We start from the raw sequence: 26,112 nt of genomic DNA, 5'->3' as shown, positions 1-26,112 counted from the left end.
TTCGATACGCTTTAAATTTGAGGGCAAATTATACAGAAAAATCCTAAACTTTTATAGTGACTGTTTCTTTACAATTTCATTTTTTTTGACGAATGGTTATGTTTCGGTTTTGTAAACCCATGTAACTCGATTAGAATGTCGGCACTTTCGCTTAATCTAGATGGTATAGACCATGTCTGCTCCCGACCAATCTCAAGAACCGAAACTCGATCTTGTTTATGGTTTAGACGATAAACCAAAACCGTTCATCGCTTTTCTCGCTGCCATTCAGCATTTACTTGCCATTATTGTTCCGATTGTTACTCCTGGTCTATTGATCTGTTTGGCTTTAGGTGTGTCTAAAGAAGATACAAACATGATCCTCTCCATGTCATTGGTGATTTCAGGTATTGCGACATTCTTACAAAGTAAAAAGGTTGGTCCTTTCGGCGCAGGTTTACTAATTGTTCAAGGTACAAGTTTTAACTTTATCGGTCCTATTATTGGGATTGGCTCAGCAATGGTTGCCGCGGGAACTCCAGTTGAAACTGTTATGGGTTCAATTTTTGGTGTCGTGATTGCAGGCTCATTCATTGAAATGGGAGTTTCACGCATATTACCATGGGTAAAAAAACTCATTACTCCACTTGTGACTGGTATTGTTGTACTTCTCATTGGCTTAACCTTGATTAAAGAAGGTTTAATCTCAATGGGTGGTGGTTACCAAGCGATGGGGAATAATACTTTTGCCAATACAGACAATCTCATTATGTCTTGTACTGTTTTGGCATTAATCATTCTCTTAAACCGCTTAAATGTTACATGGGTCAAGAGTAGTGCGATATTAATTGCGCTGATCGTAGGTTATGCGTTAGCAGGCTTCATGGGGCATTTAGATTTTTCTGGCTTAGAAAATGCACCTTTGGTTCAAATCCCTACACCAATGCACTTTGGCTTAGACTTCTCTTGGAGTTTATTTATACCAATGGCATTTATTTATCTGGTTACTTCATTAGAAGCGATTGGTGATATCACCGCGACCTCTAAGTTGTCTAATCAGCCTGTTGATGGTCCGAAGTGGATGGAGCGCATTAAAGGTGGTGTACTTGTCAACGGTGCAAATTCCTTACTCGCAGGCTTATTTAATACTTTCCCGAGTTCTGTTTTTGCTCAAAACAACGGAGTAATCCAATTAACTGGTGTCGCTAGTCGCCATGTGGGTATATGGATCGCCGCGCTATTAGTTATTTTGGGTTTACTACCAGCAGTGGCTGCCATCATCCAAGCTGTTCCTCAAGCTGTACTGGGGGGCGCTGTCATGGTGATGTTTGGGGCTGTTGCAGCATCAGGGATTAATATCCTTTCTGGTATTCAGCTTGACCGCCGTGCATTGCTTATTATTGCAATTTCACTTGCTCTTGGATTAGGTGTTGCTCAAGTTCCACAGATTCTTGAACATATGCCTGAACTCATTCGTAATATATTTAGCTCTGGTGTAGCAACTGGCGGCATTGCAGCCTTGATCTTGAACTTCGTTCTACCTGAAGCAAAGAAATAATTTAGATTGAATCAAAGACTGCCCAGCATTGTCTGGGCTCTTTTATTCTGTGGAGAAATATATGGTTCCTCAAAGTGAAGTTGTTATTCGTCAACATAACTTTCTGAAAGGTCGAATATTATTAGTCAATGCGCCAACTGATGACTTAAGCACTCAGCTCGATAAAAATATTCAGGCTTCAGTATGGACATGGAATTATAACGACTTTCTATTTTTCCAAAATCAAAATATTCCTGTTCATTTTGGGACGGATATCCCTGAAGCAGAATATGATCAAGTCATTGTTTTTGTGCCTAAAGCCAAAGAGCTTTTGAATTACTTACTACACAGTGTGGTATTAAAACTCGGTCTTGGTGGATCAATTTTTCTTGTGGGTGAAAAGAAAGGTGGCGTTGAACGAGCAGCAAAACAACTCGTTCCATTTGGAAAATGTGTCAAACTAGATAGCGCTCGTCATTGTCAAATGTGGCAATTAATTATCGATCAGACTCCTACGCCTCGAGCTTTAGAAAATTGGGCTCAACAATATACAATTCAAACACCGAATGGCGAATTACAGATTTATGCTTTACCTGGTGTATTTAGTCAAAATAAACTTGATATTGGTACAGCTGTATTTCTCCCCTACCTCAATCGAGTGAGTTCAGGTAAAATCGCTGACTTCGGTTGTGGTGCTGGCATTATCAGTGCATATTTAGCCAAATTGAATCCCAAAAATCGTATTTTTGCGCTTGATGTGGATGCTTTTGCGCTCGCCTCCACCCGCCTAACATTTGAAAAAAATAATTTGTCACCAGAACAGCTCGAAATCAAAGCTGTGACTGGCATTGAAGATGCGCCACTATTTTTACATGCCATCGTCAGTAACCCTCCTTTCCATCAGGGTATATACACTGATTACAATGCGAGTGAGAATCTTTGTAAGACATCACGTCGCCATCTAAAATCTGGTGGTGAACTTTGGATCGTGGCAAATCGTTTTTTAAACTACCCAACTCTCATTGAGCAAAATTTTGGTCAATGTGAAACTTTGACTGATCAACAAGGCTTTAAAGTACTGTTTGCAAGTACTCAAAAGAAATCATAAGGAACTTTCGATGAGCGAAACCGGTCAACTTAAGCGAAAGCTTGGAGCACGCCATCTTAATATGATCGCCATTGGTGGTTCTATCGGTACAGGACTATTCCTAGCTTCGGGTGCAACAATTGCCAATGCTGGCCCTGGTGGTGCATTACTTGCCTATTGTTTAATTGGCGTAATGATTTACTTCCTCATGACCAGCTTAGGCGAACTCGCAACACACAATCCAACATCAGGTGCTTTCTTCACTTATGGCACCAAATATGTCGAAGGTGGATTTGGATTCGCGCTAGGCTGGAATTATTGGTACAACTGGGCGATAACCGTCGCATTTGAACTCGTTGCAGTTCAATTCATCATGAAATTTTGGTTTCCTGATATCCCAGGTTTCTATTGGAGTGCCATTTTTCTTGCTATCGTTTTTGGTATTAATGCCTTAACAGTCAAAGGTTTTGGTGAGTCTGAGTTCTTTTTCTCACTTATTAAAGTTCTTGCCATAATTGCATTTATCATCATTGGTATTTTCATGATTGCCAAAATCATGATGACACCCAATGTTGCAACTTTCTCAAATTGGTCGAAGGGTGAAGCGCCATTTGTAGGTGGTTTGTCAGCCTTAATTGGTGTTGCGATGATCGCAGGATTCTCATTTCAAGGTACTGAAATGGTTGGTGTTGCCGCTGGTGAATCAAAAGATCCGAAGAAAACCATTCCTATTGCGATTAAACAGATCTTCTGGCGGATTCTCTTATTCTATATCGTATGTATCTTTATTATCGGTACATTGATTGCATATGATGATCCTCGTCTAATGCAAGCTGCTTCAGATGAGAATATTGCATTATCACCTTTTACTTTACTCTATGAACAAGCAGGCTTCGCTTTCGCTGCAAGTGTCATGAATGCGGTCATTCTTACCGCTATCCTTTCTGCCGGAAATTCAGGAATGTACTCTTCCACACGAATGCTGTTTGATATGGCAAAAAATGGAAGTGCACCCAAAGTTTTCTCTAAACTTGATGGTCGCGGTGTACCAATGAACGCACTTTATGCTACGACAGCAATCGCAGCACTATGCTTCTTGACGACATTTATTGGTGAAGAGGAAGTATTTAATTGGCTTCTGAATATGTCTGGTATGTGTGGCTTTATCGTATGGCTTGGTATCGCAATCTCTCATTACCGATTCAGGAAAGGTTATTTGGCTCAAGGATATAAGTTGGAAGATTTAGCATATCGTGCAAAATTCTTCCCTTTTGCACCGTGGTTCGCTTTTATTTTGTGTGCAATCGTGGTGTTAGGTCAAAATTATCAAGCTATACTTGATGGTGAATGGATTGCTGTCATCTCCACTTATATTGGGATCTTCTTATTCTTAGCAATATGGCTAGTGTATAAGTTCAAGTACAAAACCAAATTGATTCGATATCAAGATATGGATGTAAAACCAATTCAAGTCGAACAAGATTAATAAAAAACAGCTCAATTTGAGCTGTTTTTTTATTATTAGATTCTGATCTTATTGTATTTTTAAGGTTAAATTCACTCGACGATTCAATGCTCGACCCTCTTCTGTCGTGTTATCAGCGATTGGCTGATTTGGGCCATAACCTTGAGTCGAAATTTGTTTAGGATCAACATTATATTGCATCACCAATTCATTACGGACAGCATTTGCTCGCTCAAGAGATACTTTTTGATTCGCTGATACTGACCCTCGATTATCTGTATGTCCATCCACTTGAAGTATAAAACTTTTATTCTGCGCCAAAACTTTTGAAGCTACTGTTAAATAAGGTTGATACCGAACATCAATTTGACGGGAATTGTGATTAAAGTAGAGCGGTAAACCTTGTTTTAATTCATTTAATATTTTTTGATCCAAGTCTTGTACACCAGTAGTTGATTGCATCTTTGTCGTTGTACAAGCCGTCAAAGTTAAAGCAATGCATAAGCTTGCTATTAAACTATATTTCATCTTTATTCTCATTGTGTTGTTGATTATATTTTGTGAAATATATCACATTTATAAAAAATGGGTAAAAAAAACAGCTCCGAAGAGCTGTCTTTTATAATCTAGTAAAGATTATTGAGCTGCTGCTTCAGGTTGAGCAACTACTGTACGGCTACCAGAAATCGTAGCGAATACACGACGGTTCATCGCACGACCTTCTTTAGTTGCGTTGTCAGCAATTGGTTGATCCCAAGCGAAACCTTGAGTCGCTAAACGAGAAGCGTCAATGTTGTATTCGCTTACAAGAGCAGATTTCACAGAGTTAGCACGAGCTAAAGATAAACGTTCGTTCAACGCACGCGGACCAGTATTATCAGTGTGACCTTCAATACGAGCAGTTGCATTTGGATATTCGTTTAATTTTTCAGCTACTTTAGCAATTTCAGGCTTGTACTGATCTTTGATGTTAGACTTGTTCGTATCGAAGAATACGCGAAGTTCCATGTTAAGATCTTCAGTCAACTCTTGTGGAGCTGGTTGAACTGGAGCTGGAGCTGGTTGAACTGGAGCAACTTCTACTACTTCAGCAGCTGGCTTCAAGTGACCGCCTAAAACTACGTTAAGACCAGCAAGTGCTGTGTAGTTCCAGAAATCTTCGTCGATGTTATAAGTTGCACGAGCTTCTGTACGAACAGATAGAGCATCGTTCAAGCGCCAGAAAGCACCCACACCCGCATTACCTAAAGTACCTTCATCATCTTTAAGATTTACACCATCGTATTCATATTTGTAGTGACCAGCACCTAAAAGAACGTACGGCTTAACTTTGCTGTCATAGTTCTTAGTGATTAAATCAGAAGTAACATAGAAGTTACCATTGATTTGAGTTTGCTTGTACTCGCCACGATCAGCACCAGTAATTGTGCCTTCGATATCACCTTTTACTTGGTTATATTCAGCTTCAAAACCTAACCATGGAGTAAGCTCAATACCTAACGCAGCACCAACGAATAAATCGTCTTGTAATTCGATATTGCTGTCAGATAAATGATCAGCAGCACCGTTATTATGTTGAGTGTCTTGGAATGTGTAACCCACTAATAGTGGAGTAACAGTTACACCAGCATTAGCAGCAGCGAATGGAGCAGCAACAAGCATAGCAAGTGCGATACGACTCAATTTCATGGATATCCTCCAGAGATAACAATTGTTTTTCAAGCTCAGCCTAAAATAATTATGGCTTCCTGAGATAGGCTTTTTTATACCCCAGTATTTTTTTTAAGCTACTCATGTTGAATCATACAAACACTTAAAGTGAATTCCAAGTGTTTGATTACTTTAATCAAGTAAATTATTGACAAAATTACTTACAATTTCCGTTGTAATTCGGTAATTTTTTACTCAATTTATCAGCATGAATAACTTATCTTTTCATTTTTGGTATATTAACAGCATTCAAAGGTGATAGTAATCATTTTTTAGCACTTCAGCTTATAATATAACTTCACCAAGATTATCTATAAATTCAAATAATTAACAAATACTAGAAGCTTTAAAATGTATTCCTATTGTAAATCTCTTGCTTTTACCCTTTTAGAACTCATTTTCACGATCGTTATCATTAGTATTCTTGTGATGATAGCACTCCCTCATTATCATGAATTTCGTGAAAATCAAGAAAGGGCTCAAATTCTTAGTACGGTACGGCAGGCCATCAGCCAAGCTAAAGCCAATGCTGTAAGTTACCGAAGCCCTGTGATGATCTGTGCTTCTCAAGATTTAAAATCCTGTAGCAACAGTCAATGGCATAAAGGGTTTATCATCTTTCTAGATCAGAATCACAATCAACAATTCGATCCTCACGAAAAGCTTATTCAAGTAACTTCGACAGATTATCAATATGGTGATTTCAGTTGGAAAGGTGGAGTTACCAGCAAGAATACGATCACCTTCCAACCAGACTCTGGTTTACCACGTGGATCAATGGGACATTTCAAATACTGTGCACATTCAAATAAATCAAATCTAATCGTTAGACTTTCAATGATGGGACAGACTCGTCTTGAAGAAACTAAAACATGTGAATGACAACTTATCAGTCACATTTTACACACTATAGCCAATATTAATTGGCCTGATATTACATATACTCAAGCTGTAAAACAAAGCTAAATAAATTGGAGAGAATAATGACTGATATCGTCATCCTTAATGGTGCACGTACAGCAATGGGCGGCTTTCAGGGAAGTTTATCAAGTGTCACTGCGCCAGAACTGGGTGCAGTGACCATTAAAGAGGCTATCGCACGCTCAGGCTTGCAACCAGCAGACATCGAAGAAGTCATTATGGGTTGTGTTTTACCTGCAGGTTTAAAACAAGGCCCTGCTCGCCAAGCTATGCGTAAAGCGGGACTACCTGACTCGACAGGTGCAGTGACAATCAATAAATTATGTGGCTCAGGCATGAAAGCCGTGATGCAAGCAGCTGATATGATTAAAGCTGGTTCTGCAAATTTTGTGGTTGCAGGTGGTATGGAGTCTATGACCAACGCTCCTTACATTCTACCTAAAGCACGTGGTGGTTACCGTATGGGTCATGGCGAAATCAAAGATCATATGTTCTTCGATGGTTTAGAAGATGCTGAAACTGGTCGTTTGATGGGCTCATTTGCTCAAGATATGGCTAATACCAAAGGTTACACCCGTGAGCAAATGGATGACTTCGCAATACGTTCATTAAAACGCGCTCAAACTGCGATTACTGAAGGCTACTTCAACGATGAAATCGTCCCTGTTACTGTGTCAACACGTAAAGGTGATGTCATTGTAGATAAAGATGAGCAACCTTTTAACGCAAACATCGATAAAATCCCAACACTTCGCCCAGCTTTTGCTAAAGATGGTACGATCACTGCTGCCAATGCCAGCTCGATCTCTGATGGTGCTTCAGCCTTGGTTATCAGCTCATCTGAGCAAGCGCATGCAAAGGGTTTAAATCCTTTAGCAAAAATAGTGGCATATGCTTCTAATTCACAACATCCCTCTGAATTTACGATTGCACCCGTCGGAGCAATCCAAAAGGTTCTCGATAAAACAGGTTGGAATGTTGCAGAGGTCGACCTTTGGGAAATAAACGAAGCTTTTGCAATGGTCACAATGTGTCCTATTGATGAGTTCAAACTCGATTCTGAAAAAGTAAATATCAACGGCGGAGCATGTGCTTTAGGACATCCAGTAGGATCTACAGGTTCACGGATTATTTTAACGTTAATCCATGCACTTAAACGCACAGGTGGTAAACGTGGTATAGCAGCACTGTGTATTGGTGGTGGTGAAGCAACTGCTGTGGCGATTGAGTTAATCTAAAGCTTCTAAAGCACCTCTTTTTCAAAGAGGGGGTTAGGGAGATTTAAATCATCAATCCTCCTCACCCCCCTCCTCTACAAAAGGAAGGGAAATAAAAAAGCCTCTAGCCAAGTAGAGGCTTTTTATAATCTCAATTCAAAGCATAACTTTGAATTATTAGACTTAAAGAATTTCTTTTCGTAGTTGCTCTGGAGATTTCATTGACAATAAGCCTGGTGCAACGTCAAATGCAGTTTTCGCGCCATATTGACCCATTTGATTCATGCGGTAGCATGCACGTGCATAAGCCACAAGTACACTTGCAGTAAACTCAGGATTGCTATCTAATTTCAACGAAAACTCCATTACTTGAGTCTGCTCTGCACTACTATTACCACTGCGAATGACAAATCCACCATGGGGCATACGATTATGCTCGTTACGAAGCGTTTCTTCATCAATGAAGTTCACAGTCGTGTTGTACTCTGCAAAATAGTCTGGCATGGTCACAATCGCCTGCTTTACGGCTTCAGCGTCAGCACCATTTTCAAGCACAACATAACATTCACGAGTATGCTTTTCTTTAGTGGTTAATACAGGACGTGAACCACTACGAACTTTATCAATCGCATCTTGTGATGGAATTGTATATTGGACACCTGCTTTAACACCCGCCACACGGCGAATCGCATCTGAGTGACCTTGGCTCAAACCTTTACCCCAGAAAGTATAGGTTTCACCATCTGGTAGTAATGCCTCACCAAATAAACGATTAATTGAGAACATGCCTGGATCCCAACCAATCGAAATCATTGCCGTTTTTTTGTTAGTAAGTGCAGGCTCATTCACTGCTTCAAAAAACTCAGGAATACGTGCATGCGTATCAAAACTATCTACTGTGTTGAATTTACTTGCCAATTCAGGTGTTTGTTTTGGAAGATCATCTTTAGATCCACCACATAAGATCAACACATCAATTTTGTCCTGAAGGTCATTTAAGTCATCCATATGAAAAACTTTCGTGTCACTAAAGCAAGGAGACACTGATTCAGGTGCACGGCGTGTAAAAATTCCCACAAGCTCTAAATCTGGGTTCTTTTGAATTGACGTTTCAACGCCACGACCGAGGTTGCCATAACCGACAATACCAATACGAATCAAATTTTGCATAACAACTGCTTCACTATTTAAATGATGGCAAGATCACTAGACTGAGTACTAAACATATACCGCAAAACAGTCTGATTGAATGTAGAAAAACCCGCACCAAAAATGATCAAATGAATACTAACATACTACAATAAACTGCACTTTTTTGGAGCAAATTTATCATTTAAATCAGTGTTAATCGATCAATTGAATCATATAAAAAACCGCTGCACTAAAGGCTTTGTCGCTATATATTTCTGAATGAATTAAAAAATTCTGCTCTAAATAGACATATGATTAAACTTTGACCTTCTATGTGTCATTTTGAATAGCGCTTAGGCTGAACTATGAATACCTAAATCTTGTTTCCATTAAATAAAAAAAGCTGAACCTAAGTTCAGCTTTTTTATCACTTAATAAAATTAAGCACCCGTTTGATAATTTGGTTTTGGTACAGCAGTCGACGCTTGATAAGGTTGAGTAAAGTCGTTTAAACCTGCCGCTGCTTCTGCAATGTCTTTACCTTCTTTAATCACGAAAGTATCGAAACCTGCACGCTTCATGTAGTTCAACACGTCTTTGAATACATCACCTGTTGCACGAAGTTCGCCTTGGAAGCCTTGGCGACGTAACAATGCGGCAAATGAATACCCACGACCATCATTAAAACCTGCAAACTCAATAAAAATTGCATCAAGCTGATCAAGTGGGAATTCATTGTTTTCAGGTGAGGCATCTACGGTTAGGTAAAGTGCTTTTTTACCTGAAACATTGGCAAGCTGGTCTAACTGCTCCACCGTTAAAACCACATCACCTTGTGGCAATACGCCATCTTCACCAATCAGTTGATAAGTATTGTCTGCAATCGTGCCATCCTTAGAGAGCACTTGTAGTGCGGTATTAAGCATATGCACGCTCCTTAAATGGTTGAATTCCTACACGACGGTAAGTATCAATGAACTCTTCACCTTCTTGACGTAAATCAAGATAAGTGTTCAAAATTTCTTCCACCACATCTGGTACTTTTTCAGCAGCAAATGATGGTCCTAAGATGTCACCGATTGAGGCATCATGGTCTGCATTACCACCCAATGTAATTTGGTAGAATTCTGCGCCTTTCTTGTCGACACCTAAAATACCAATATTACCCACATGGTGATGACCACAGGCATTCATACAACCTGAGATGTTCAAGTCCAATTTACCTAAGTTGTAAATTGTATCTAGATCATCAAAACGGCGTGAAATAGCTTCAGAAATCGGAATAGATTTCGCATTTGCCAACGAACAGAAGTCACCACCTGGACAGCAGATAATGTCAGTTAAGAAACCAATGTGCGCGCGAGCCAAGTTATTCTTTTCAAGAATCGTCCAAAGCTCAAATAAGTCTTTTTGTGGTACATCAACAAGGGCAATATTTTGCTCATGCGTGGTACGCAATTCACCAAAAGTGTACTTATCTGCAAGATCAGCAATCAAGTTCATTTCTTCAGTGGTCACGTCACCCGGTGCAACGCCTGCACGTTTCAATGAAATTGTTACGATGCGGTAACCTTTCACTTTGTGTGCATTGGTATTGATGTTAAACCATTGTTTGAATTTCGGATGTTTAGCAAACAGTTCTGAGAAGTCTTCATCTGCATAATCTTGGTACGCAAATGGTGTAAAGTTCTGGTCCATTTTCGCCAGAGTATCTACATCAACTTTTAAAGTTTTAATTGTATGCGCAAATTCAGCTTCAACTTTTTCAGCAAAAACTTCAGGTGTTAAAGCTTTTACCAAGATTTTGATACGAGCTTTATATTTGTTATCACGACGACCATGTAAGTTATACACACGAAGTACTGCTTCTAAGTAAGCAATAAGGTCTTCACGTGGTAACCACTCTTTGATCACAGCACCAATGATCGGTGTACGACCTAAACCACCGCCAACCATGATTTTATAGCCCATTTCACCCGCTTCATTGCGAACGATATACACTCCGATATCATGAAATGCTGTTGCAGCACGGTCGATTTCAGCAAGTGCAGAAACTGCGATCTTGAACTTACGTGGCAAGAATGCAAATTCTGGATGGAAAGTTGACCACTGACGAATCAACTCACATGTCGGTCTTGGATCTTCAATTTCACCAGCAACAACACCTGCATATTGGTCTGTCGTTGTATTACGAATACAGTTACCAGATGTTTGAATCGCATGCATTTGGACTGATGCCAACTCTTGCAACATGTCTGGCACATTTTCTAATGCTGGCCAGTTAAATTGAAAGTTTTGACGAGTAGAAACGTGTGCATAACCACGGTCATACGCTTTAGCGAGTTCAGCAATTTTACGAAGCTGTTTAGAGTTCATCAAACCATAAGGTACAGCGACGCGAAGCATCGGCGCATAACGCTGAACATATAATCCATTTTGTAAACGTAATGGACGATACTCATCTTCAGTAAGCTTTCCAGCTAAATAACGTTCCGTTTGATCACGGAATTGTGCAACACGTTCATTGATCAGTTGCTGATCGAAATCAGTATATAAATACATGGCGTACAGCTAGTAGTTTAATTTTAACGAAGCACAGCATAGCTTTTATTCATCTATCAATAAAATGCGTTTTTTACATATTTAATAGCGGTTTTATTGATATGTAATCACTCGAATCACTGATATATAGACAAGCTCTGGATTCCAGCACTTATTCCACATAAAGATTTTATTTAGCTATTCTTAGCACATAAATTCATATAGATAGTAAATTTGTTCTTTATTAAAAATTATCCGATCGTGATGTATGTATTTTCCCAGTAACCTTCTTTAAATTGACCCTCAATCAATTGCACATAACGACCATGCACATGATCAATGGCAATACAGTCATCCACATCTAGCACGCGGTCCGTATGTTGTTTATGCCAATCTTTTCCAAAGAATGATTTTCCACGCTCTTTAGCCGATGCAGTATTTAAAGCTGGTACTAATACATAACGATGTAACTCTCCGAACTCATTAACGTGGTACCCACCTAAATTAATCAACCAGAGTTTCATTTCGTTTTCATTAGGAGCTGCATCTGTAAAATGGATTTGGAATTGCTGCTCATTATATTCCACTCCATTTACCTTCGCCCAAGCATCAATATGTAAGCCTTTCTGCTCACCAAACCAAGCATTTTTGAGTTGAGGATAGACTTCTTCCAGTGATTCCCCAACAGCCAAGACCACATCATGCACTTCAGTATTGGCATGTGCATGACGACCACCGAGCATTACAAGAAATAGGCTTGGCATGGTTGATTTCCTTTGGCTTTGACAAGACCATTAATCATACCTGAATTTGGATTTGCCACTACTGAAAAGAATGGATTGGCTGTGTTACTGATTTTTATACAGGGTTTAAAGATTAACCTGACTAATTCAACGATATTGGATACGTGGTGGCGACATGGATGCCCCCCGTTGAGCAGTATTACAAGAATGTAATATCTGCTCAACAGAAAGCCTTCGGTTACTTTGGGCTTTTCCAAAGTAACGTAAAAGTAAGTCCACGAAATACGTCTTCAAACCTGAATCTCAAATAGATTCACCCTCCAAAATGCCTTACTTTTTTCGGTAAAAGTAACAAAACCATTTTGTATTTCTGATGATACTTCCCTGTATCACAGAAATACAGGCTACATCCATGTCGCCGATCCAAAAATCAAATTTTAGGAAAATGTTTTAGCTTTTCTAGAGCGCATAAAAAAAATCGCATCCAATGGCTTAAATGCGATTTTCTAAATAGCACCTCTCCCCTTACGAAGCAGTGCTTCTCATTCCAAAGGGAGAGACTTAAAGGGTGAATTACATTTCTACCATTTCCACGCCATCAATGCGTGCAACTGTCATTAAGTCTTTATCACCACGACCTGAAACCGTCGCAATAATAATTTGATCTTTAGACATCGTTGGAGCCAACTTAGTCACATATGCCATCGCATGCGAACTTTCAAGTGCAGGAATAATACCTTCAATCTTAGTTAAGTCACGGAAGCCTTGTAATGCTTCATTGTCATTAATTGGAACATACTCAACACGCTTCATATCTTTTAAGAAGCTATGCTCTGGGCCTACGCCAGGATAGTCCAAACCTGCTGAAATTGAGTGTGTTTCAATAATCTGACCTTGTGCATCCGACATCAGATAAGTACGGTTACCATGCAGCACACCAACATGACCAGCATTTAATGGAGCAGAGTGTTTACCAGTTTCAATACCGTAACCAGCTGCTTCAACACCGTACATTTTCACATCTTGATCATTCAGGAATGGATAGAACAAGCCCATCGCATTTGAACCACCACCGACACACGCCACGAGGGCATCAGGTAAGCGACCGGCTTGTTCCTGAATTTGACGACGTGCTTCACGACCAATGATCGATTGGAAATCACGTACCAATTGAGGATATGGATGTGGACCTGCAACTGTACCAATCACGTAATAAGTAGAATCGACATTTGTTACCCAATCACGCATGGCTTCGTTCATGGCATCTTTTAATGTTTTAGAGCCACTTTCGACAGGAACAACAGTCGCGCCCAATAAACGCATGCGATATACATTCATCGCTTGGCGTTTCACATCATCTGCACCCATGTATACGACACATTCAAGCCCTAATCGCGCTGCGATGGTCGCTGTTGCCACACCATGTTGACCTGCACCAGTCTCAGCAATGATACGTTTTTTGCCTGATAACTTCGCCAGCAAAGCCTGACCAATCGTGTTATTTACTTTATGGGAGCCAGTATGGTTCAAGTCTTCTCGTTTTAAATAGATTTGTGCACCACCCAACTCCTTTGACCATCGCTCAGCATAATAAAGCGGACTTGGACGACCTACATAAAAAGCGAGGTCACGGTCGAATTCTGCCAAAAACTGTTCGTCATTTTTCATTCGGAAATACAGTTGCTCTAGATCTTCTAGTGCAGCCATTAGAGTTTCTGACACAAAACGTCCGCCATGGATACCGAAATGCCCTTTTGCATCAGGGTATTGGGTATAGTCAATCACTTGATCTTGTTGATTAACGGTTTGCTGATCCACGATGGACTCCTTGCATAAAGCGTTCTACGAGTTGTTGGTCTTTTATACCTTTTGCGGACTCTACACCGCCGCTCACATCCACAGCATATGCTTGTGTTGTAAGAATTGCTTGCTCGATATTGTCAGGGTTTAGTCCTCCTGCCAAGATCAATGGAATATTTAATTTTGGAAATGTTGTCCAATCAAAGCTGTGGCCTGTTCCGCCCTTTAAATCTGGATGCCATGCATCCAACAACACAGCACTCGCACCAAACTTTTGATATTTATTGATTTCCTCAACGATATCTAGTTCTGGTTTTACTTGAATTGCTTTATACCAGCGGCGACCCACTGCTTGAGCAATTTGTTTACACTGTTCTGGACTTTCATCGCCATGAAACTGCAAAATATCTAAAGGGACTTTTTTAAGTATGTTTTGGATCTCTTCGGCTGAACTATTAACAAATAATCCAACTGATTGAATATAAGCAGGAATCGCTTGAACCAACAGTGCTGCTTGCTCAACATCTACGTGTCTTGGACTTGGTGGAAAAAACACAAGTCCTATGGCATCCGCACCAGCTTGCACAACAGCTTGGACATCTTCTAATCGGGTAATCCCACATATTTTTGCACGAGTTCGCATCTATTCTAGCTCTAATCGACCCTCATCATAGCCGATCTATCATTTTTGGGCGCTTCATTGTAAAGCAATTTTTTCATCTTGCGTAAAGTTCACTCAAGAATATTCGGTGTGAAGATTGTTTAAATGAGAAGCGCTCTTTATACTGCGCTCAAATTGCAACAAGTCAAAGCAATCGCTTTAGGGAAGTTGGTGAAAATCCAACACTGCCCCCGCAACGGTAAAAAATGAAAAGCATTTCTCAATAGATTTCTGATTTTTAGAGATTTACACCACTGCATGTCATATGTGGGAAGGTGGAAATGTAAGTAATCCAGTTACTACATTTGAGTCCGGATACCTGCTTGTTGTGTTCTTCCACTCAATCATTCACGGGGAAGTGAATGTATGGAGCACGTTATGTCTATTCAATGTCAACCAACAGCTTTGGTTGGTGCAATCGCTATTGCGATGGGTTTTTCAACGTCTGTAACAGCAACGACTGAAGCTCAAACTTCTGCAAAATCTTCTTTAAGCACGATTGTGGTTACAGCTTCTCGTAGTGAACAAAATATTGAAAATGTGCCTGCGCGGATTTCAATTATTGAGCCTAAAGTTTTAGATCAATCCCCTATTGTATCTTTACCTCACTTATTAATTAATGATGCATCAATCAATATGGTTCAGACTGGCGGATATGGACAGCAAGCTTCTATTTTTTTACGTGGAACTGAGTCTGACCATACTTTAGTCATGCGTGATGGTGTTCGTTTAAATACACCCTCTCAGGGTTCAGCATCAATTCAATTTATTGACACAACAGACCTGAAGCAAATTGAAGTTCTTAAAGGACCGGCATCTGTACTTTATGGTACTGATGCTATTGGTGGTGTCATACAACTTGTATCTAAAACACCGGTAAAAACAGGTGCATTTGTTACAGGCGAAATTGGTGAAAACAAAACTTATAAATCAATTGTAGGTGCCGACTTTGCTGAAAATGGTTTGTATACACAAATTCGCGGTCAACGTTTAGAATCTGATGGCACTGAAGTATTAAGCAACAGTAATCAAAAATATGCATATGATCAAAAAGGATACAGCGCAAAATTTGGTGTCGACAAAGAAGCTTTTTCTGCATCTTTAGATTACAGCCAAAATGAAGGAAATGGTGCTTACAACTTAAACGGCAATTTAGTTTCACAAGATTTTCAAAATGAAATTGTGAACTTAAAGGGTAAGGTTAAAATCACATCAGATCTTGAATTAAATGCCCGTTTATCACAGTTTAAAGATGATTTAGACCAAATGGACAAGCCTGACTTTGTTCACAATACCTCTAAAGAAACTGAAGTTTATGGAAAATGGCAATTCACACCTTCTCAAAATATTCTAATGGGGGTAACTCATAAAAATATTGAAGCAGATATTTTATCTAAAAGTGATTGGGATCCTATGTATGATGTTGAATATAGTCGTAAAAACAACAGCACAGGCTATTTTGCTCAACATCAATACCAAGCAAATAATATCGATGCGCAATTTGGCATTCGCTTAGAAGATGATGAACGTTTCGGCTCACATACCGTTGGTCAAGGGGCTGTAAGATATCACTTTAGCCCATCTACAAGTATCTATACCAATATTGGTAGCTCATTTAGAGCACCAAGTATGAATGATTTATATGCAAAAAATTGGGGTGGCAACCCAAACCTAAAACCTGAAGAAGGCTTTTCATATGAAGTTGGTTTAGATCAGAAAGTTACAGAAAACTCTTTAATTTCTTTATCTGTATATCGTAATGAAGTAGACAATCTGATTACTTCAAAAAATAGCACCCTCATAAATGTAAATAAGTCTAAATTTACAGGTGGTGAAGTTTCTTATAAATGGAATACAGATGATTTATTCTTAAATGCTTCTTACGCTTATGTGCAAGCAAAAAACTTAGAAACAGATGAAGATTTGCAAAAGCGCCCTCGTCAAAAAGCAACACTATCAGCAGGCTTACAAAATGAGGTTTACGGAATTAGCACTTCTATAGTTGGTAGCTCTAAGTCTAAAAGTTACAGCACTCAATACAATAATCCTGGTTATGCAACCATCGATGTAAATGCTTACTGGAATATAAACCCCAATATTAAACTATTCACTAATATTGAAAATATTGGTGATGTTCAATATGAAACTGAATACTCTAGTGGGAATGGTATTTATTACATCAATGGTGGTCGCCAAGCTTCCGTTGGTGTTACGTTCAAGTACTAATTTCATCAACCTATAGCTGAATACTTTTTGAGGATAATGTCACAGCTGTGGCATTATCCTTTTTAAATTGCGATATCTAAATATTAAGGAAATAACATGGGACACCGTTTAAGTAAAATTTACACACGCACAGGTGACTGCGGAACGACTGGACTAGGAGATGGTTCACGTGTACCTAAAGATGATTTACGTATCGATGCGTTAGGTGATGTCGATGAACTCAATGCGACCATTGGTGTATTACGTTCGCACATTGTTTTAAGCAGCATTGAAAACAAAACTCAATGGGATAAATCACTCAGTCTGATACAACACTGGTTATTCGATTTAGGCGGTGAAGTATGTATCCCGGGCTTTAACTTGGTTCAACCAGTATCAATTGAGTTCTTAGAAAAAGATATTGATCGTATGAACGAAGAATTACCCATGCTAAAAGACTTTATTTTGCCAGCTGGTACATTAGTCTGTAGCTATGCACATCAAGCACGTGCTGTCTGCCGTAGAGCTGAACGCAGCGTGATGTCTGTCCATCAACGTGATCAAAATATCCAAGCTACATCATTGCAACTTTTGAACCGCTTATCTGATTGGTTATTCGTCGCATCTCGTACCCTACAACGTGCTGAAGGTGGTTCAGAAGTGCTTTGGCAAAAGAATATCAATGAGACGATTGAGCCCTGACCTTAAAAGTGTAAAAAGTTCTTCATGTTGATTGCCCCATCCACTTAAAATGCTTTTTTGATCAAAATTTTGATTTAAAATCGTCATATTTCATTCATGATTTAGCACTAAAATCACCCTGAAATTTCAGGGTGTTTTATGAAAATAATTGGTCATCGTGGTGCGCGTGGGGAAGCACCTGAAAACACCCTCGGTGGCTTTCAATATATTCAAGATATTGGTATAAGCGCTGTAGAATTTGACGTCCGTCAACTCAAAGATAATGCGCTGATCGTGATGCATGATGATGACTTTATTCGTACTACGGGCCAAGCTAAACATTTATACGAATGTAATGAGCAAGATTTAGCGCAGTATAATCATGCCGTAACGTGGTCTGAATGGAATAAAGTCGAAACTACACCGCTACTCGACCAAACCCTCAAAATTATTCATAATTTTAATCATATTGAAGTTGAGGTCAAAGCTGTTGAATCGATGAAGGCCGCAGAAAAAATTGTCGATGCCTTAGATCAACAATTAATTGGCTTTGAAGATTCAGCCATTATCACCAGTTTCGATCCTAAAATTCATCAAGCCCTTCAAAAGCAAAAATCAAGGTTTAAGCGTGGATTACTGGTTGAAACCGATATAAAGCATGCAGCCATTGATCAAGCTTTGAAATTTGAATGTTGTCAAATTGGTTGGATGAACGAACTTGCTACAAATGAGATCATTGCATCCACACTTTCCGCAAATTTAAATATTAGTATTTGGACAGTCAATCATATAGATCGTGCGAAACAGCTTAAGGATTTAGGAGTCCAAGGCTTAATTACTGATTATCCCAAGTTAATGATGTCTCACCTATAATATATTTAAATTCATAGCTTTAAGTGATTATTTTTCTCTAATTTATTTTTTGAAATTCGTCCAAAGTCGAATTTATACAATTATGTATTCTGTTACGGTTTAAACAATACAACTGTACAATAATGCTAGTGAACACATGTTCGCCCATGTTAGTATTAACGAGTCTAACCTCACAAATTTGTGAGTGGATTTAGTTTTAACCTATTAAAGGTTCTAGGAGTGCTGTTGGAGATGAATGCTCCCCTACCCAAAGCCCCAATCAACTGGATTGCAGTATTTGCATTGGTGTTTTTACCTATTGTCGCCGTTATTGCGATTCCACTTTATTCTTATCATCATGATTTCTCGCTTGCTGCGTGGATCAGTATGTTTGCGCTGTTGGGTCTGAGTAGTCTTGGCATTACCGCAGGTTATCACCGCTTATGGGCACATCGTGCTTATGAAGCGACTGTACCACTCAAAATCATTTTAATGATTATGGGAACCTTTGCTGTACAAAACAGCATTTTGTATTGGGCCTCAGGTCACCGTACCCATCATCGTCATGTTGATGATGTAGAAAAAGATCCCTACTCAATTAACAATGGCTTCTGGTACGCGCACATCGGTTGGATGCTACGCAACTATCCAGCAGCTGAAGCAAATTACAAAAACGCCCCTGATTTATTGGCTGACAAAATTGTCATGTTCCAGGATAAATATTACATCCCTCTCGTGATTGTCGTTCATGCCGCTATTCTTCTTCCTATTGGATGGGCAGTTGGTGATGTCTGGGGAGTGTTATTGTTGGGTGGTTTAATGCGCTTAATTTTAAGCCATCATGTGACTTTCTTTATCAACTCGCTATGCCATATGTGGGGCAAACGTCCTTACACAGATGAAAATACTGCACGTGACAACTTCGTTCTTGCTATTGCGACTTGGGGTGAGGGTTATCATAACTACCATCATATCTTCCAATACGACTATCGCAATGGCGTAAAATGGTGGCAATACGACCCAACTAAATGGTTGATCTGGACGTGTTCAAAACTAGGGTTAGCAAAAAACTTACGACGTATTCCAAGCTTTAATATTAAAAAAGCTGAGCTTGCAATGAAGTTTAAATATGCGCAACAAGATCTCGCTGTCTACGGCCATAACGTGAATGATGATATCGTGACAGTTAAAACAAAAATTGCTCAAGAATATGAAGCATTTACGCAAACTCTAAATGATTGGGCGAAGCTTAAAGAGCAAGAAATTAATGCCAAAAAAGCAGCTGTTGCTGAAAAAATTCACCTAATGGATAGTAAACTGAAAGTTGAATTCCAATTGGTTGAACAACGTTTATCTCATCATAGAGAGACATTGAACTTATTGGTTCGTAATTTAAAGAAATCACCAGTATCTGAATAACTCATTCAAGAGACTCTTCAGTTACTCCAAAGCTCCGTTGATCGGGGCTTTTTTTATTTTTTCGATACCATTTCCAATGTAGCAGTCACAGTTTTATGTATCGAATTTTGCTATAGTCAAAGTTGTTCATCACATTTTGAAAAATTATATGCAGTTCAATTCTCGCTATAACACACTACCCGCTCGACTGTATCATCATCAACAACCTCTTCCTCTAAAAGGGGCTAAACCTGGTCATTTTAATGAAGCACTTGCAGATGAGTTACTGTGGACTCAAGAAGATAAGATGAACTGGGTAGAAATCTGTAGCGGGCAAAAAACTTTTGCTGAGTTTGAACCTTTGGCGATGGTATACGCGGGTCACCAATTTGGACAATGGGCTGGACAGCTTGGTGACGGTCGCGGTTTACTCATTGCTCAAATCCTAGACCAAAATAACAACACGGTCGATTTACACCTTAAAGGTGCTGGCTCTACCCCCTATTCTCGGAGAGGCGATGGTCGTGCAGTGTTACGTTCCGTTATTCGTGAATATTTGGCTGGACACGCCCTCAATGCCCTAGGTGTTCAATCCAGTAATGCGATTGGTTTTGTATCATCAGATCAAGGTGTACAACGAGAAAAACTTGAACGTGGCGCGATGATGTTGCGTACGTGCGAGACACATATTCGCTTGGGTCACTTTGAATGGATTAATCAATTTCAGCCAGATCTACTGCAAGAATTTACGCAAAAGTGCATTGAATGGCACTACCCTGAATGTTTGGAGACAGAACAACCTGTTCTTTCTTTTGCAACTCAAGTCATTCAACGTACTGCGATCATGATCGCCAAGTGGCAACTGATTGGTTTTGCGCACGGGGTCATGAATACTGACAACCTGAATATTACCGGCTCAACTTTAGATTTCGGACCTTATGGTTTTATGGAGCGTTTCCGTCCTAATTGGATCAACAATCATTCTGATTACCAAGGACGCTATACGTATCAGAACCAACCGAGTATCGGGCACTGGAATTTATGGACTTGGTTAAATAGTCTCATTTATCTTTGTCCAGAAAATTATGATCGAGAGCAATGGAAACAAGACTTGTCTTACTGTTTAGAACACTATGAACCAACGTTCCTGGAACACTATAAACTTGGTTTAAGTCAAAAAATGGGATTACCAAGTTTTCATAAAGATAGCTTTGATTGTGGTATGGCTTTTCTACATATTTTACAAACAGAACAACTTGATTACACCCAAAGTTTTATTCGTTTACAGAATAAAGCGTATGAACAAATCAAAGATGATTGCCTTGATCGTATCGCATTTGAGCGGTTTCTTCACCAATATCTCTCAATACGAGAAAATCAAGACACTGACGATCTCGATCAAGCGATGTTAACAGCCAATCCACACTACGTTCTACGAAACCATATGGCACAGAAAGCAATTGAACTTGCTGAACGTGATGATTTCTCTGAAGTTGATCGCTTGTTCAAACTTCTTCAAACACCATACACCAAACAAGAACGTCTTGAACAACCAGAAGACTTAGGCCCTTTAGCTAGTGATGTCCCTGAAATTCAAGTCAGTTGTTCATCATAAGTTATTCACAAACCTCTCTCATTCTGTGGATAATTTAATCATTATCCACAATAACCATTCGTTTTGACTATGCATTTACATCAATTGGCAGCATCACAAGCTTTAAAACTTCCTGAAGTCACTGTCAGTCAACCGTTTGGTGAGGGATGTGATGTTTATAAAATTATGGATAAAGTCTTTTTGCTCGCATTTCATTTACAAGGCAAAGCTGCGATTAATTTAAAAGTCGAACCAGATCATGGACATATGTTAAAAGATATTTATCCTTATATTCGATCTGGATGGCACATGAATAAACGACACTGGGTTTCAATCTATGATGAATCTGAATTGGATGAAGAGCTTATCAAAGATTTGATCTCCAATTCCTATAATCTTGTGGTATCGAAGCTTAAAAAAGCCGAACAAAAGTATATCGCTTTACTCAGAGTCATTTGAATAAAGTTAAAAATTGCTTTTCTATAACAATAATTACGCTAAATTAATAAATAGTAGTAATACGAAAAACTTATTCTATATTTGGGTTATATCATTACAACTCTATGAGTACGATATTTATTATGGATATATAACAACTTTTTGGATTATCAACTCAGATGATCTTAGAGCTAAAACAAGAAATTATTAATAGTGACATTATCGATTGTGGGCCGCGTTTGGACTTAGTTAAACAATGTATTTACATCTCATTTGAGCATGGGCTTGGAGTAAGTGGTTTATTATCTTCAAATCTACCAACACAAGCTATGATTCTACTTAGATGACAATTTGAAGCTGTAGTCAGAGCATATTGGTTATTATTTCTTGCAAGTAATCATCAAATATCAAAATTGCAATTTAGTTACACATTTGAAGAGCAATTTGAATCCGACACATGTCCAATGATTTCTGAAATGCTTGATAAGCTTGGTGCTGCAAACTTACCTGCTCAGCCAATAATTTTGGTGGCTATTCACCCTTTGTGATTTCAAAAAATATCATTTGAAGCAACTTAACTCCATAGTACATACCGGAAAACAGTCATTTACTAGAGATGTTATGGGATATGAAGATGAGATGCTGATCACCTTGATGCGCCAATCAAATAACTTAATAACCGTAGCTGCACAGATAATCTTAAAGCACACAGTTCCTGATAAACAAAAATATATTAGTGTTTTGATCGAAAAATATAGATATTGTTTTTATATGGTTGATGATGTTGATCCTATAGTAAAAGCTAGAGTCGAAGCTTACTTTAAATAAAAATGCGATAGCCACCTCTAATAAGCTCATATCCTAACAAAGTTACATGAAAGTTGCATATGAAATGGCCAATTGTAGAGACCCTAACCAAAACCAACGCACCAAAAAAAAGCGAACTTCTAGATTCGCTTTTTTTTTATCACAAAGAATCAATCTTCAGGATATTCGAAACGATATCCCACCCCATAAACAGCTTGAACCCATTCATGGCGATTACCTGTTTCCGCGGCATCCGAGATTTTACGGCGCAAGTTTTTGATATGGCTATCAATCACACGATCTGCCACTTCAAAACTGTCTGGGTTGATATGATCCAATAATTGCGCACGAGAGTACACCTGACCTACGTGTTCTAAAAATAATTCAAGAAGTCGAAATTCTGTAGGTGTCAAATTTAAAGATTTGTTTTGATACCAAATTCGTTGTTGACCTTTGTCCATACGGAATAAATTATTTTCTTCAGGTTCTGCTTTACGATCTAAACGTCGCAACACTGCTTGAACACGAGCAACTAACTCTTTAGGGCTAAATGGTTTACACACATAATCATCCGCCCCCATATTCAAACCAAGTACACGATCAATCTCTTCCGTTCGTGCTGTCACCATGATAATAGGCAAATCAGACTGCTCACGGACTTTACGGGTGATCGTGAGACCATCCATACGAGGTACCATCAAATCTAAAACCATTAGACTTGGTTTACGTTGTAAAAAGCTATCATAAGCCTCTTGACCATCGTGAAACATACTGACTTCAAAGCCAGCTGCTTCAAGATAATCTCGCACCAATTGAGCAAGTTCTACTTCATCTTCAACCAGCATCACATGTTTCATATGTCACCCTTCTTCAATTTAAAACGATTTCTTTGGAAATGTGAGGATGCAGCGCAATCCACCCAATGGTGAGTGGTCAAACTTCAAGGAGCCCTTCATGCCTTGTGCAATTTTGCACGATAATGCTAGACCTAATCCAGTTCCGCCAGTACTACGTGTTCTAGAATCATCCGCTCGATAGAAACGCTCACCTAAATGAGCCAATTGCTCATCAGTAAGACCTAATGGGCTATCGTCAACAATCACCGACCAAGTCTTATCGTTTTCGATCGTATGCACATGAATTCTTCCACCGGCTTCCGTATAGCGAATGGTATTGCCGAGTAAGTTGACCATAATTTGTTTAAAACGATCTACATCTAATTGTAATTTCGTTCCATGTCCCTCTGCGCTAATCGTGAGATCGGCTTGTTCAAATTTAGGTTTGAAATTTTCTATCTCATTTAACACGACACTCCAAGGGTCAATTTCATTGAAATCGAAATTGAGTTGTTGAGCTTCAGCTTGTGCTAACGCAGCCAAATCTTGTGTTAATTTTTTCAGACTCGAAACTTGTGCCAACATTGAAGCAAAATGTTCAGGCGTTGGTTTACGTATTCCATCTTGCATTGCTTCAATTTGTGCTTGCAAAACAGCCAGCGGCGTTTTTAACTCATGCGAAGTGTCTGCAACCCACTGCTTTCTAGAATTTTCATGCTGATCTAGAATCACAGCTAACTGATTAATTTCAGTCGAAAGATCGCCAAGCTCATCGTTACGATTTACTTTCACCTGATGCTGAAAATTCCCTTTGGTTAATTCTCGTGTTGCATTTAATAAGCGTTGAATTGGCTTTCTAAAATAAGTTGCTAATAATAAGGCAGCAACCAAACTCGAAATAAATGTCAGAATATATATTAAAAATAAATAACGCTTTTGATTGCTAAAGAAATTAATACTTAAAGCATCATCTTGATCTAAAACAGGTCTTAGCCCGAGATACCCCACAATATTGCCATCAACTGTGATCGGTCGATACGACACCATATTCTCTGACGGCTCACCCAAGATAAACTGTTGTTTTGCATCGTATAAGGAAAGTCTAGAGCTTAGACCTAAGTGATCAGACATAGATATAAATAGTTTTTTTCCCTGCTGGTATTCAGAGGTTCTCAAACTTGAAAGCTTATTTTCATGTGATTTATCAGAACTGTTCGTGGTTCTTGTCTGATTCTGATTTGAACTCAATGGAAAACGCAATCCTTCAAATGGCTGAAATGCAGAAGGTAAATTTTCTTCTAAGACTTTCAACTCTTCAGGACTAATGGTTTGCGTTCTTTGCGACTCAATTTCGCTAATTAATGTATGCTCTTTGAAATAACGCTGTTGCAATGCAATATCATATTGGCGACGTAACCACCAACGTGATAGTCGATCATAATCATCGGGTGCAGCTTCACCTTCAATTTGTAAAATCTGAGCTTGAACGGCATTACCCCAATCCTGATAAACAGAGAATACGCCCGCTAAATTATCGATCAGATGATCAAGCTTTTGCATTTCTACATCAGCTACATATTTGGTGAAGTTTTTTTGCATCGTCCAATGCAGCACACTTAAGCTAACCGTCGTAATGAGCAATGTCGTTAACAGTACTGTAAAAAATAAGCGTAGTGCGATTGGTACGCGACGTATATTCAAATTAAACTCACATTATTTCTTCGTTTTTCAGTATTGTATCTAACACTGATTCAAAAAACTCTCCATTGTTTCTTCATCTTTATTATTTAATCTTTACCTATACCGAATCCAAACAACTTTGGGGATAAACATAATGAAAGCGATGAACAAAATTGTATTGGTGACCACTGGTTTAATCAGTATGGGCGCACTTACTGCATGTCAAACAACAACTCAAGCACCTCAAGAAGTTAAAAAGGGTCACTATGATAAAAAACATCATCATAAAGAACGTTTAACACCTGAACAACGCGAGCAATTCAAACAAGCGCGTGCTGACCGTAAAGCGATGATGCAGCAAATTCGTCAAGCATGCGACGGCAAAGCTGTCGGTCAAACTGTTCAAATCAAAACTGATAAACAAAATATTGATGGTACTTGTCATATCCGTTTCGTAGCGGATCGTGCTGATATGAAAAAAATGCATGAGCAAGCACGTGCCCAATTTAAAGCTGAAAAGCCCACTTCGGTTCCAGCCAACCGTTCACAAATGGGTGAACCGCTCACAGATGCCAAACGTGCTGAGCTTGTTCAAAAATTTGATCAACGTTTGATGCAACAGCAAGTTAGTCAAAATGCAAAACTTCAAGCATGCAATGGGCAAACTGATGGTAAAAAAGTTCAAATCAAAGTGGGTGAACAGACTATCAACGGTGTATGTAAAGTTTATTTCAAACCAAATCAACCACTCGTTAAACCAGACTTAAAAAAATCCGCATAATTCAATTCAACTCACTACTAAGTGATTGAATATAAAAAAGGCGCATGT

The 26,112-nt window shown here is 39.0% G+C and carries 24 protein-coding genes and 1 riboswitch; of the genes, 14 read left to right on the top strand and 10 right to left on the bottom strand.

Going from position 1 to position 26,112, the window contains the following annotated elements:
• The first annotated feature begins 172 nt into the window (after nucleotides 1–172).
• The 3 genes from AC1M87_RS09380 (at nucleotide 173) to AC1M87_RS09370 (ending at nucleotide 4,089) form a co-directional block, all read left to right on the top strand.
• Nucleotides 173–1,537: a uracil-xanthine permease family protein gene (locus AC1M87_RS09380; protein WP_035270592.1), complete on the top strand. Its 1,365-nt coding sequence runs from the start codon at nucleotides 173–175 to the stop codon at nucleotides 1,535–1,537.
• Between the two features lie 61 nt (nucleotides 1,538–1,598).
• Nucleotides 1,599–2,624 carry a class I SAM-dependent methyltransferase gene (locus AC1M87_RS09375; RefSeq protein ID WP_035270594.1) on the top strand — a complete coding sequence of 342 codons (1,026 nt, stop codon included), beginning with the start codon at nucleotides 1,599–1,601 and terminating at the stop codon, nucleotides 2,622–2,624.
• 10 nt (nucleotides 2,625–2,634) lie between these two features.
• A complete protein-coding gene (locus tag AC1M87_RS09370; protein ID WP_481593555.1) occupies nucleotides 2,635–4,089 on the top strand; it encodes an amino acid permease in 1,455 nt (484 codons plus the stop codon).
• Between the two features lie 48 nt (nucleotides 4,090–4,137).
• Here AC1M87_RS09370 and AC1M87_RS09365 read toward each other — a convergent pair whose 3' ends face one another.
• Both AC1M87_RS09365 and omp38 read right to left on the bottom strand, forming a co-directional pair.
• Nucleotides 4,138–4,596, bottom strand: a complete 459-nt coding sequence (locus tag AC1M87_RS09365) for an OmpA family protein (RefSeq protein WP_481593554.1) — start codon at nucleotides 4,594–4,596, stop codon at nucleotides 4,138–4,140.
• 108 nt (nucleotides 4,597–4,704) lie between these two features.
• Nucleotides 4,705–5,757 carry an outer membrane protein Omp38 gene (gene omp38 / locus AC1M87_RS09360; RefSeq protein ID WP_481593553.1) on the bottom strand — a complete coding sequence of 351 codons (1,053 nt, stop codon included), beginning with the start codon at nucleotides 5,755–5,757 and terminating at the stop codon, nucleotides 4,705–4,707.
• Between the two features lie 372 nt (nucleotides 5,758–6,129).
• Here omp38 and AC1M87_RS09355 point away from each other — a divergent pair, with 372 nt between their 5' ends.
• Both AC1M87_RS09355 and AC1M87_RS09350 read left to right on the top strand, forming a co-directional pair.
• Complete coding sequence (locus AC1M87_RS09355; protein ID WP_481593552.1) at nucleotides 6,130–6,660, top strand: GspH/FimT family pseudopilin; 531 nt, start codon at nucleotides 6,130–6,132, stop codon at nucleotides 6,658–6,660.
• A 101-nt stretch (nucleotides 6,661–6,761) separates the two neighbouring features.
• A complete protein-coding gene (locus AC1M87_RS09350) occupies nucleotides 6,762–7,937 on the top strand; it encodes a thiolase family protein (protein WP_481593551.1) in 1,176 nt (391 codons plus the stop codon).
• Between the two features lie 162 nt (nucleotides 7,938–8,099).
• On the opposite strand, the gene AC1M87_RS09345 is transcribed toward AC1M87_RS09350, so the two are convergent.
• The 6 genes from AC1M87_RS09345 to AC1M87_RS09320 all read right to left on the bottom strand — a co-directional run bounded on the left by AC1M87_RS09345 (nucleotide 8,100) and on the right by AC1M87_RS09320 (nucleotide 14,774).
• On the bottom strand, nucleotides 8,100–9,086 hold the full coding sequence (locus AC1M87_RS09345) for a diaminopimelate dehydrogenase (protein WP_481593550.1): 987 nt from the start codon (nucleotides 9,084–9,086) through the stop codon (nucleotides 8,100–8,102).
• Nucleotides 9,087–9,487: 401 nt separating this feature from the next.
• The gene (locus AC1M87_RS09340) at nucleotides 9,488–9,973 is read right to left on the bottom strand and encodes a DUF934 domain-containing protein (RefSeq protein ID WP_481587188.1); all 486 of its coding nucleotides are present in this window, start codon (nucleotides 9,971–9,973) and stop codon (nucleotides 9,488–9,490) included.
• Nucleotides 9,966–11,609 carry a nitrite/sulfite reductase gene (locus AC1M87_RS09335; protein ID WP_481593549.1) on the bottom strand — a complete coding sequence of 548 codons (1,644 nt, stop codon included), beginning with the start codon at nucleotides 11,607–11,609 and terminating at the stop codon, nucleotides 9,966–9,968. Before AC1M87_RS09335 ends, AC1M87_RS09340 begins: the two co-directional genes overlap by 8 nt.
• Before the next feature lie 230 nt (nucleotides 11,610–11,839).
• Nucleotides 11,840–12,352 (bottom strand): DUF1543 domain-containing protein, encoded by a 513-nt coding sequence (locus AC1M87_RS09330; RefSeq protein ID WP_481593548.1) that lies wholly within the window; start codon nucleotides 12,350–12,352, stop codon nucleotides 11,840–11,842.
• Nucleotides 12,353–12,904: 552 nt separating this feature from the next.
• Nucleotides 12,905–14,149 (bottom strand): tryptophan synthase subunit beta, encoded by a 1,245-nt coding sequence (trpB, locus tag AC1M87_RS09325; RefSeq protein WP_035265544.1) that lies wholly within the window; start codon nucleotides 14,147–14,149, stop codon nucleotides 12,905–12,907.
• A complete protein-coding gene (locus AC1M87_RS09320; RefSeq protein WP_092767547.1) occupies nucleotides 14,130–14,774 on the bottom strand; it encodes a phosphoribosylanthranilate isomerase in 645 nt (214 codons plus the stop codon). The genes trpB and AC1M87_RS09320 overlap by 20 nt, the downstream gene beginning before the upstream one ends.
• 143 nt (nucleotides 14,775–14,917) lie before the next feature.
• Nucleotides 14,918–15,133, top strand: a riboswitch (cobalamin riboswitch).
• 37 nt (nucleotides 15,134–15,170) lie between these two features.
• Here AC1M87_RS09320 and AC1M87_RS09315 point away from each other — a divergent pair.
• From AC1M87_RS09315 to AC1M87_RS09280, 8 genes are all read left to right on the top strand, one after another.
• Nucleotides 15,171–17,018, top strand: coding sequence for a TonB-dependent receptor plug domain-containing protein (locus tag AC1M87_RS09315; RefSeq protein ID WP_481593547.1), 1,848 nt, complete (start codon nucleotides 15,171–15,173; stop codon nucleotides 17,016–17,018).
• 96 nt (nucleotides 17,019–17,114) lie between these two features.
• Nucleotides 17,115–17,699 (top strand): cob(I)yrinic acid a,c-diamide adenosyltransferase, encoded by a 585-nt coding sequence (locus AC1M87_RS09310; protein ID WP_481593546.1) that lies wholly within the window; start codon nucleotides 17,115–17,117, stop codon nucleotides 17,697–17,699.
• A gap of 138 nt (nucleotides 17,700–17,837) precedes the next feature.
• Nucleotides 17,838–18,551, top strand: a complete 714-nt coding sequence (locus AC1M87_RS09305) for a glycerophosphodiester phosphodiesterase (RefSeq protein WP_481593545.1) — start codon at nucleotides 17,838–17,840, stop codon at nucleotides 18,549–18,551.
• 231 nt (nucleotides 18,552–18,782) lie between these two features.
• Nucleotides 18,783–19,949, top strand: coding sequence for an acyl-CoA desaturase (locus tag AC1M87_RS09300; RefSeq protein ID WP_481593544.1), 1,167 nt, complete (start codon nucleotides 18,783–18,785; stop codon nucleotides 19,947–19,949).
• Nucleotides 19,950–20,097: 148 nt separating this feature from the next.
• Complete coding sequence (locus AC1M87_RS09295) at nucleotides 20,098–21,543, top strand: protein adenylyltransferase SelO (protein WP_481593543.1); 1,446 nt, start codon at nucleotides 20,098–20,100, stop codon at nucleotides 21,541–21,543.
• Nucleotides 21,544–21,612: 69 nt separating this feature from the next.
• On the top strand, nucleotides 21,613–21,981 hold the full coding sequence (locus AC1M87_RS09290) for an MmcQ/YjbR family DNA-binding protein (RefSeq protein WP_481593542.1): 369 nt from the start codon (nucleotides 21,613–21,615) through the stop codon (nucleotides 21,979–21,981).
• Nucleotides 21,982–22,364: 383 nt separating this feature from the next.
• Nucleotides 22,365–22,508: a hypothetical protein gene (locus tag AC1M87_RS09285; protein WP_481593575.1), complete on the top strand. Its 144-nt coding sequence runs from the start codon at nucleotides 22,365–22,367 to the stop codon at nucleotides 22,506–22,508.
• A 16-nt stretch (nucleotides 22,509–22,524) separates the two neighbouring features.
• Nucleotides 22,525–22,788, top strand: coding sequence for a DUF6988 family protein (locus tag AC1M87_RS09280; protein ID WP_481593541.1), 264 nt, complete (start codon nucleotides 22,525–22,527; stop codon nucleotides 22,786–22,788).
• 149 nt (nucleotides 22,789–22,937) lie between these two features.
• Here the strand turns inward: AC1M87_RS09280 and AC1M87_RS09275 are convergent, their stop codons facing one another.
• Complete coding sequence (locus AC1M87_RS09275; protein WP_092767563.1) at nucleotides 22,938–23,624, bottom strand: response regulator; 687 nt, start codon at nucleotides 23,622–23,624, stop codon at nucleotides 22,938–22,940.
• Nucleotides 23,625–23,642: 18 nt separating this feature from the next.
• Nucleotides 23,643–25,304: a sensor histidine kinase efflux regulator BaeS gene (baeS, locus tag AC1M87_RS09270; protein ID WP_035265564.1), complete on the bottom strand. Its 1,662-nt coding sequence runs from the start codon at nucleotides 25,302–25,304 to the stop codon at nucleotides 23,643–23,645.
• Nucleotides 25,305–25,437: 133 nt separating this feature from the next.
• Between baeS and AC1M87_RS09265 the strand changes: the two genes are divergently transcribed.
• Nucleotides 25,438–26,064 (top strand): hypothetical protein, encoded by a 627-nt coding sequence (locus AC1M87_RS09265; RefSeq protein ID WP_481593540.1) that lies wholly within the window; start codon nucleotides 25,438–25,440, stop codon nucleotides 26,062–26,064.
• The last annotated feature ends 48 nt before the right edge of the window (nucleotides 26,065–26,112 follow it).

This window comes from Acinetobacter sp. 24-47-62, assembly GCF_056779765.1.
This window is presented reverse-complemented; position numbering and strand designations above follow the sequence as displayed.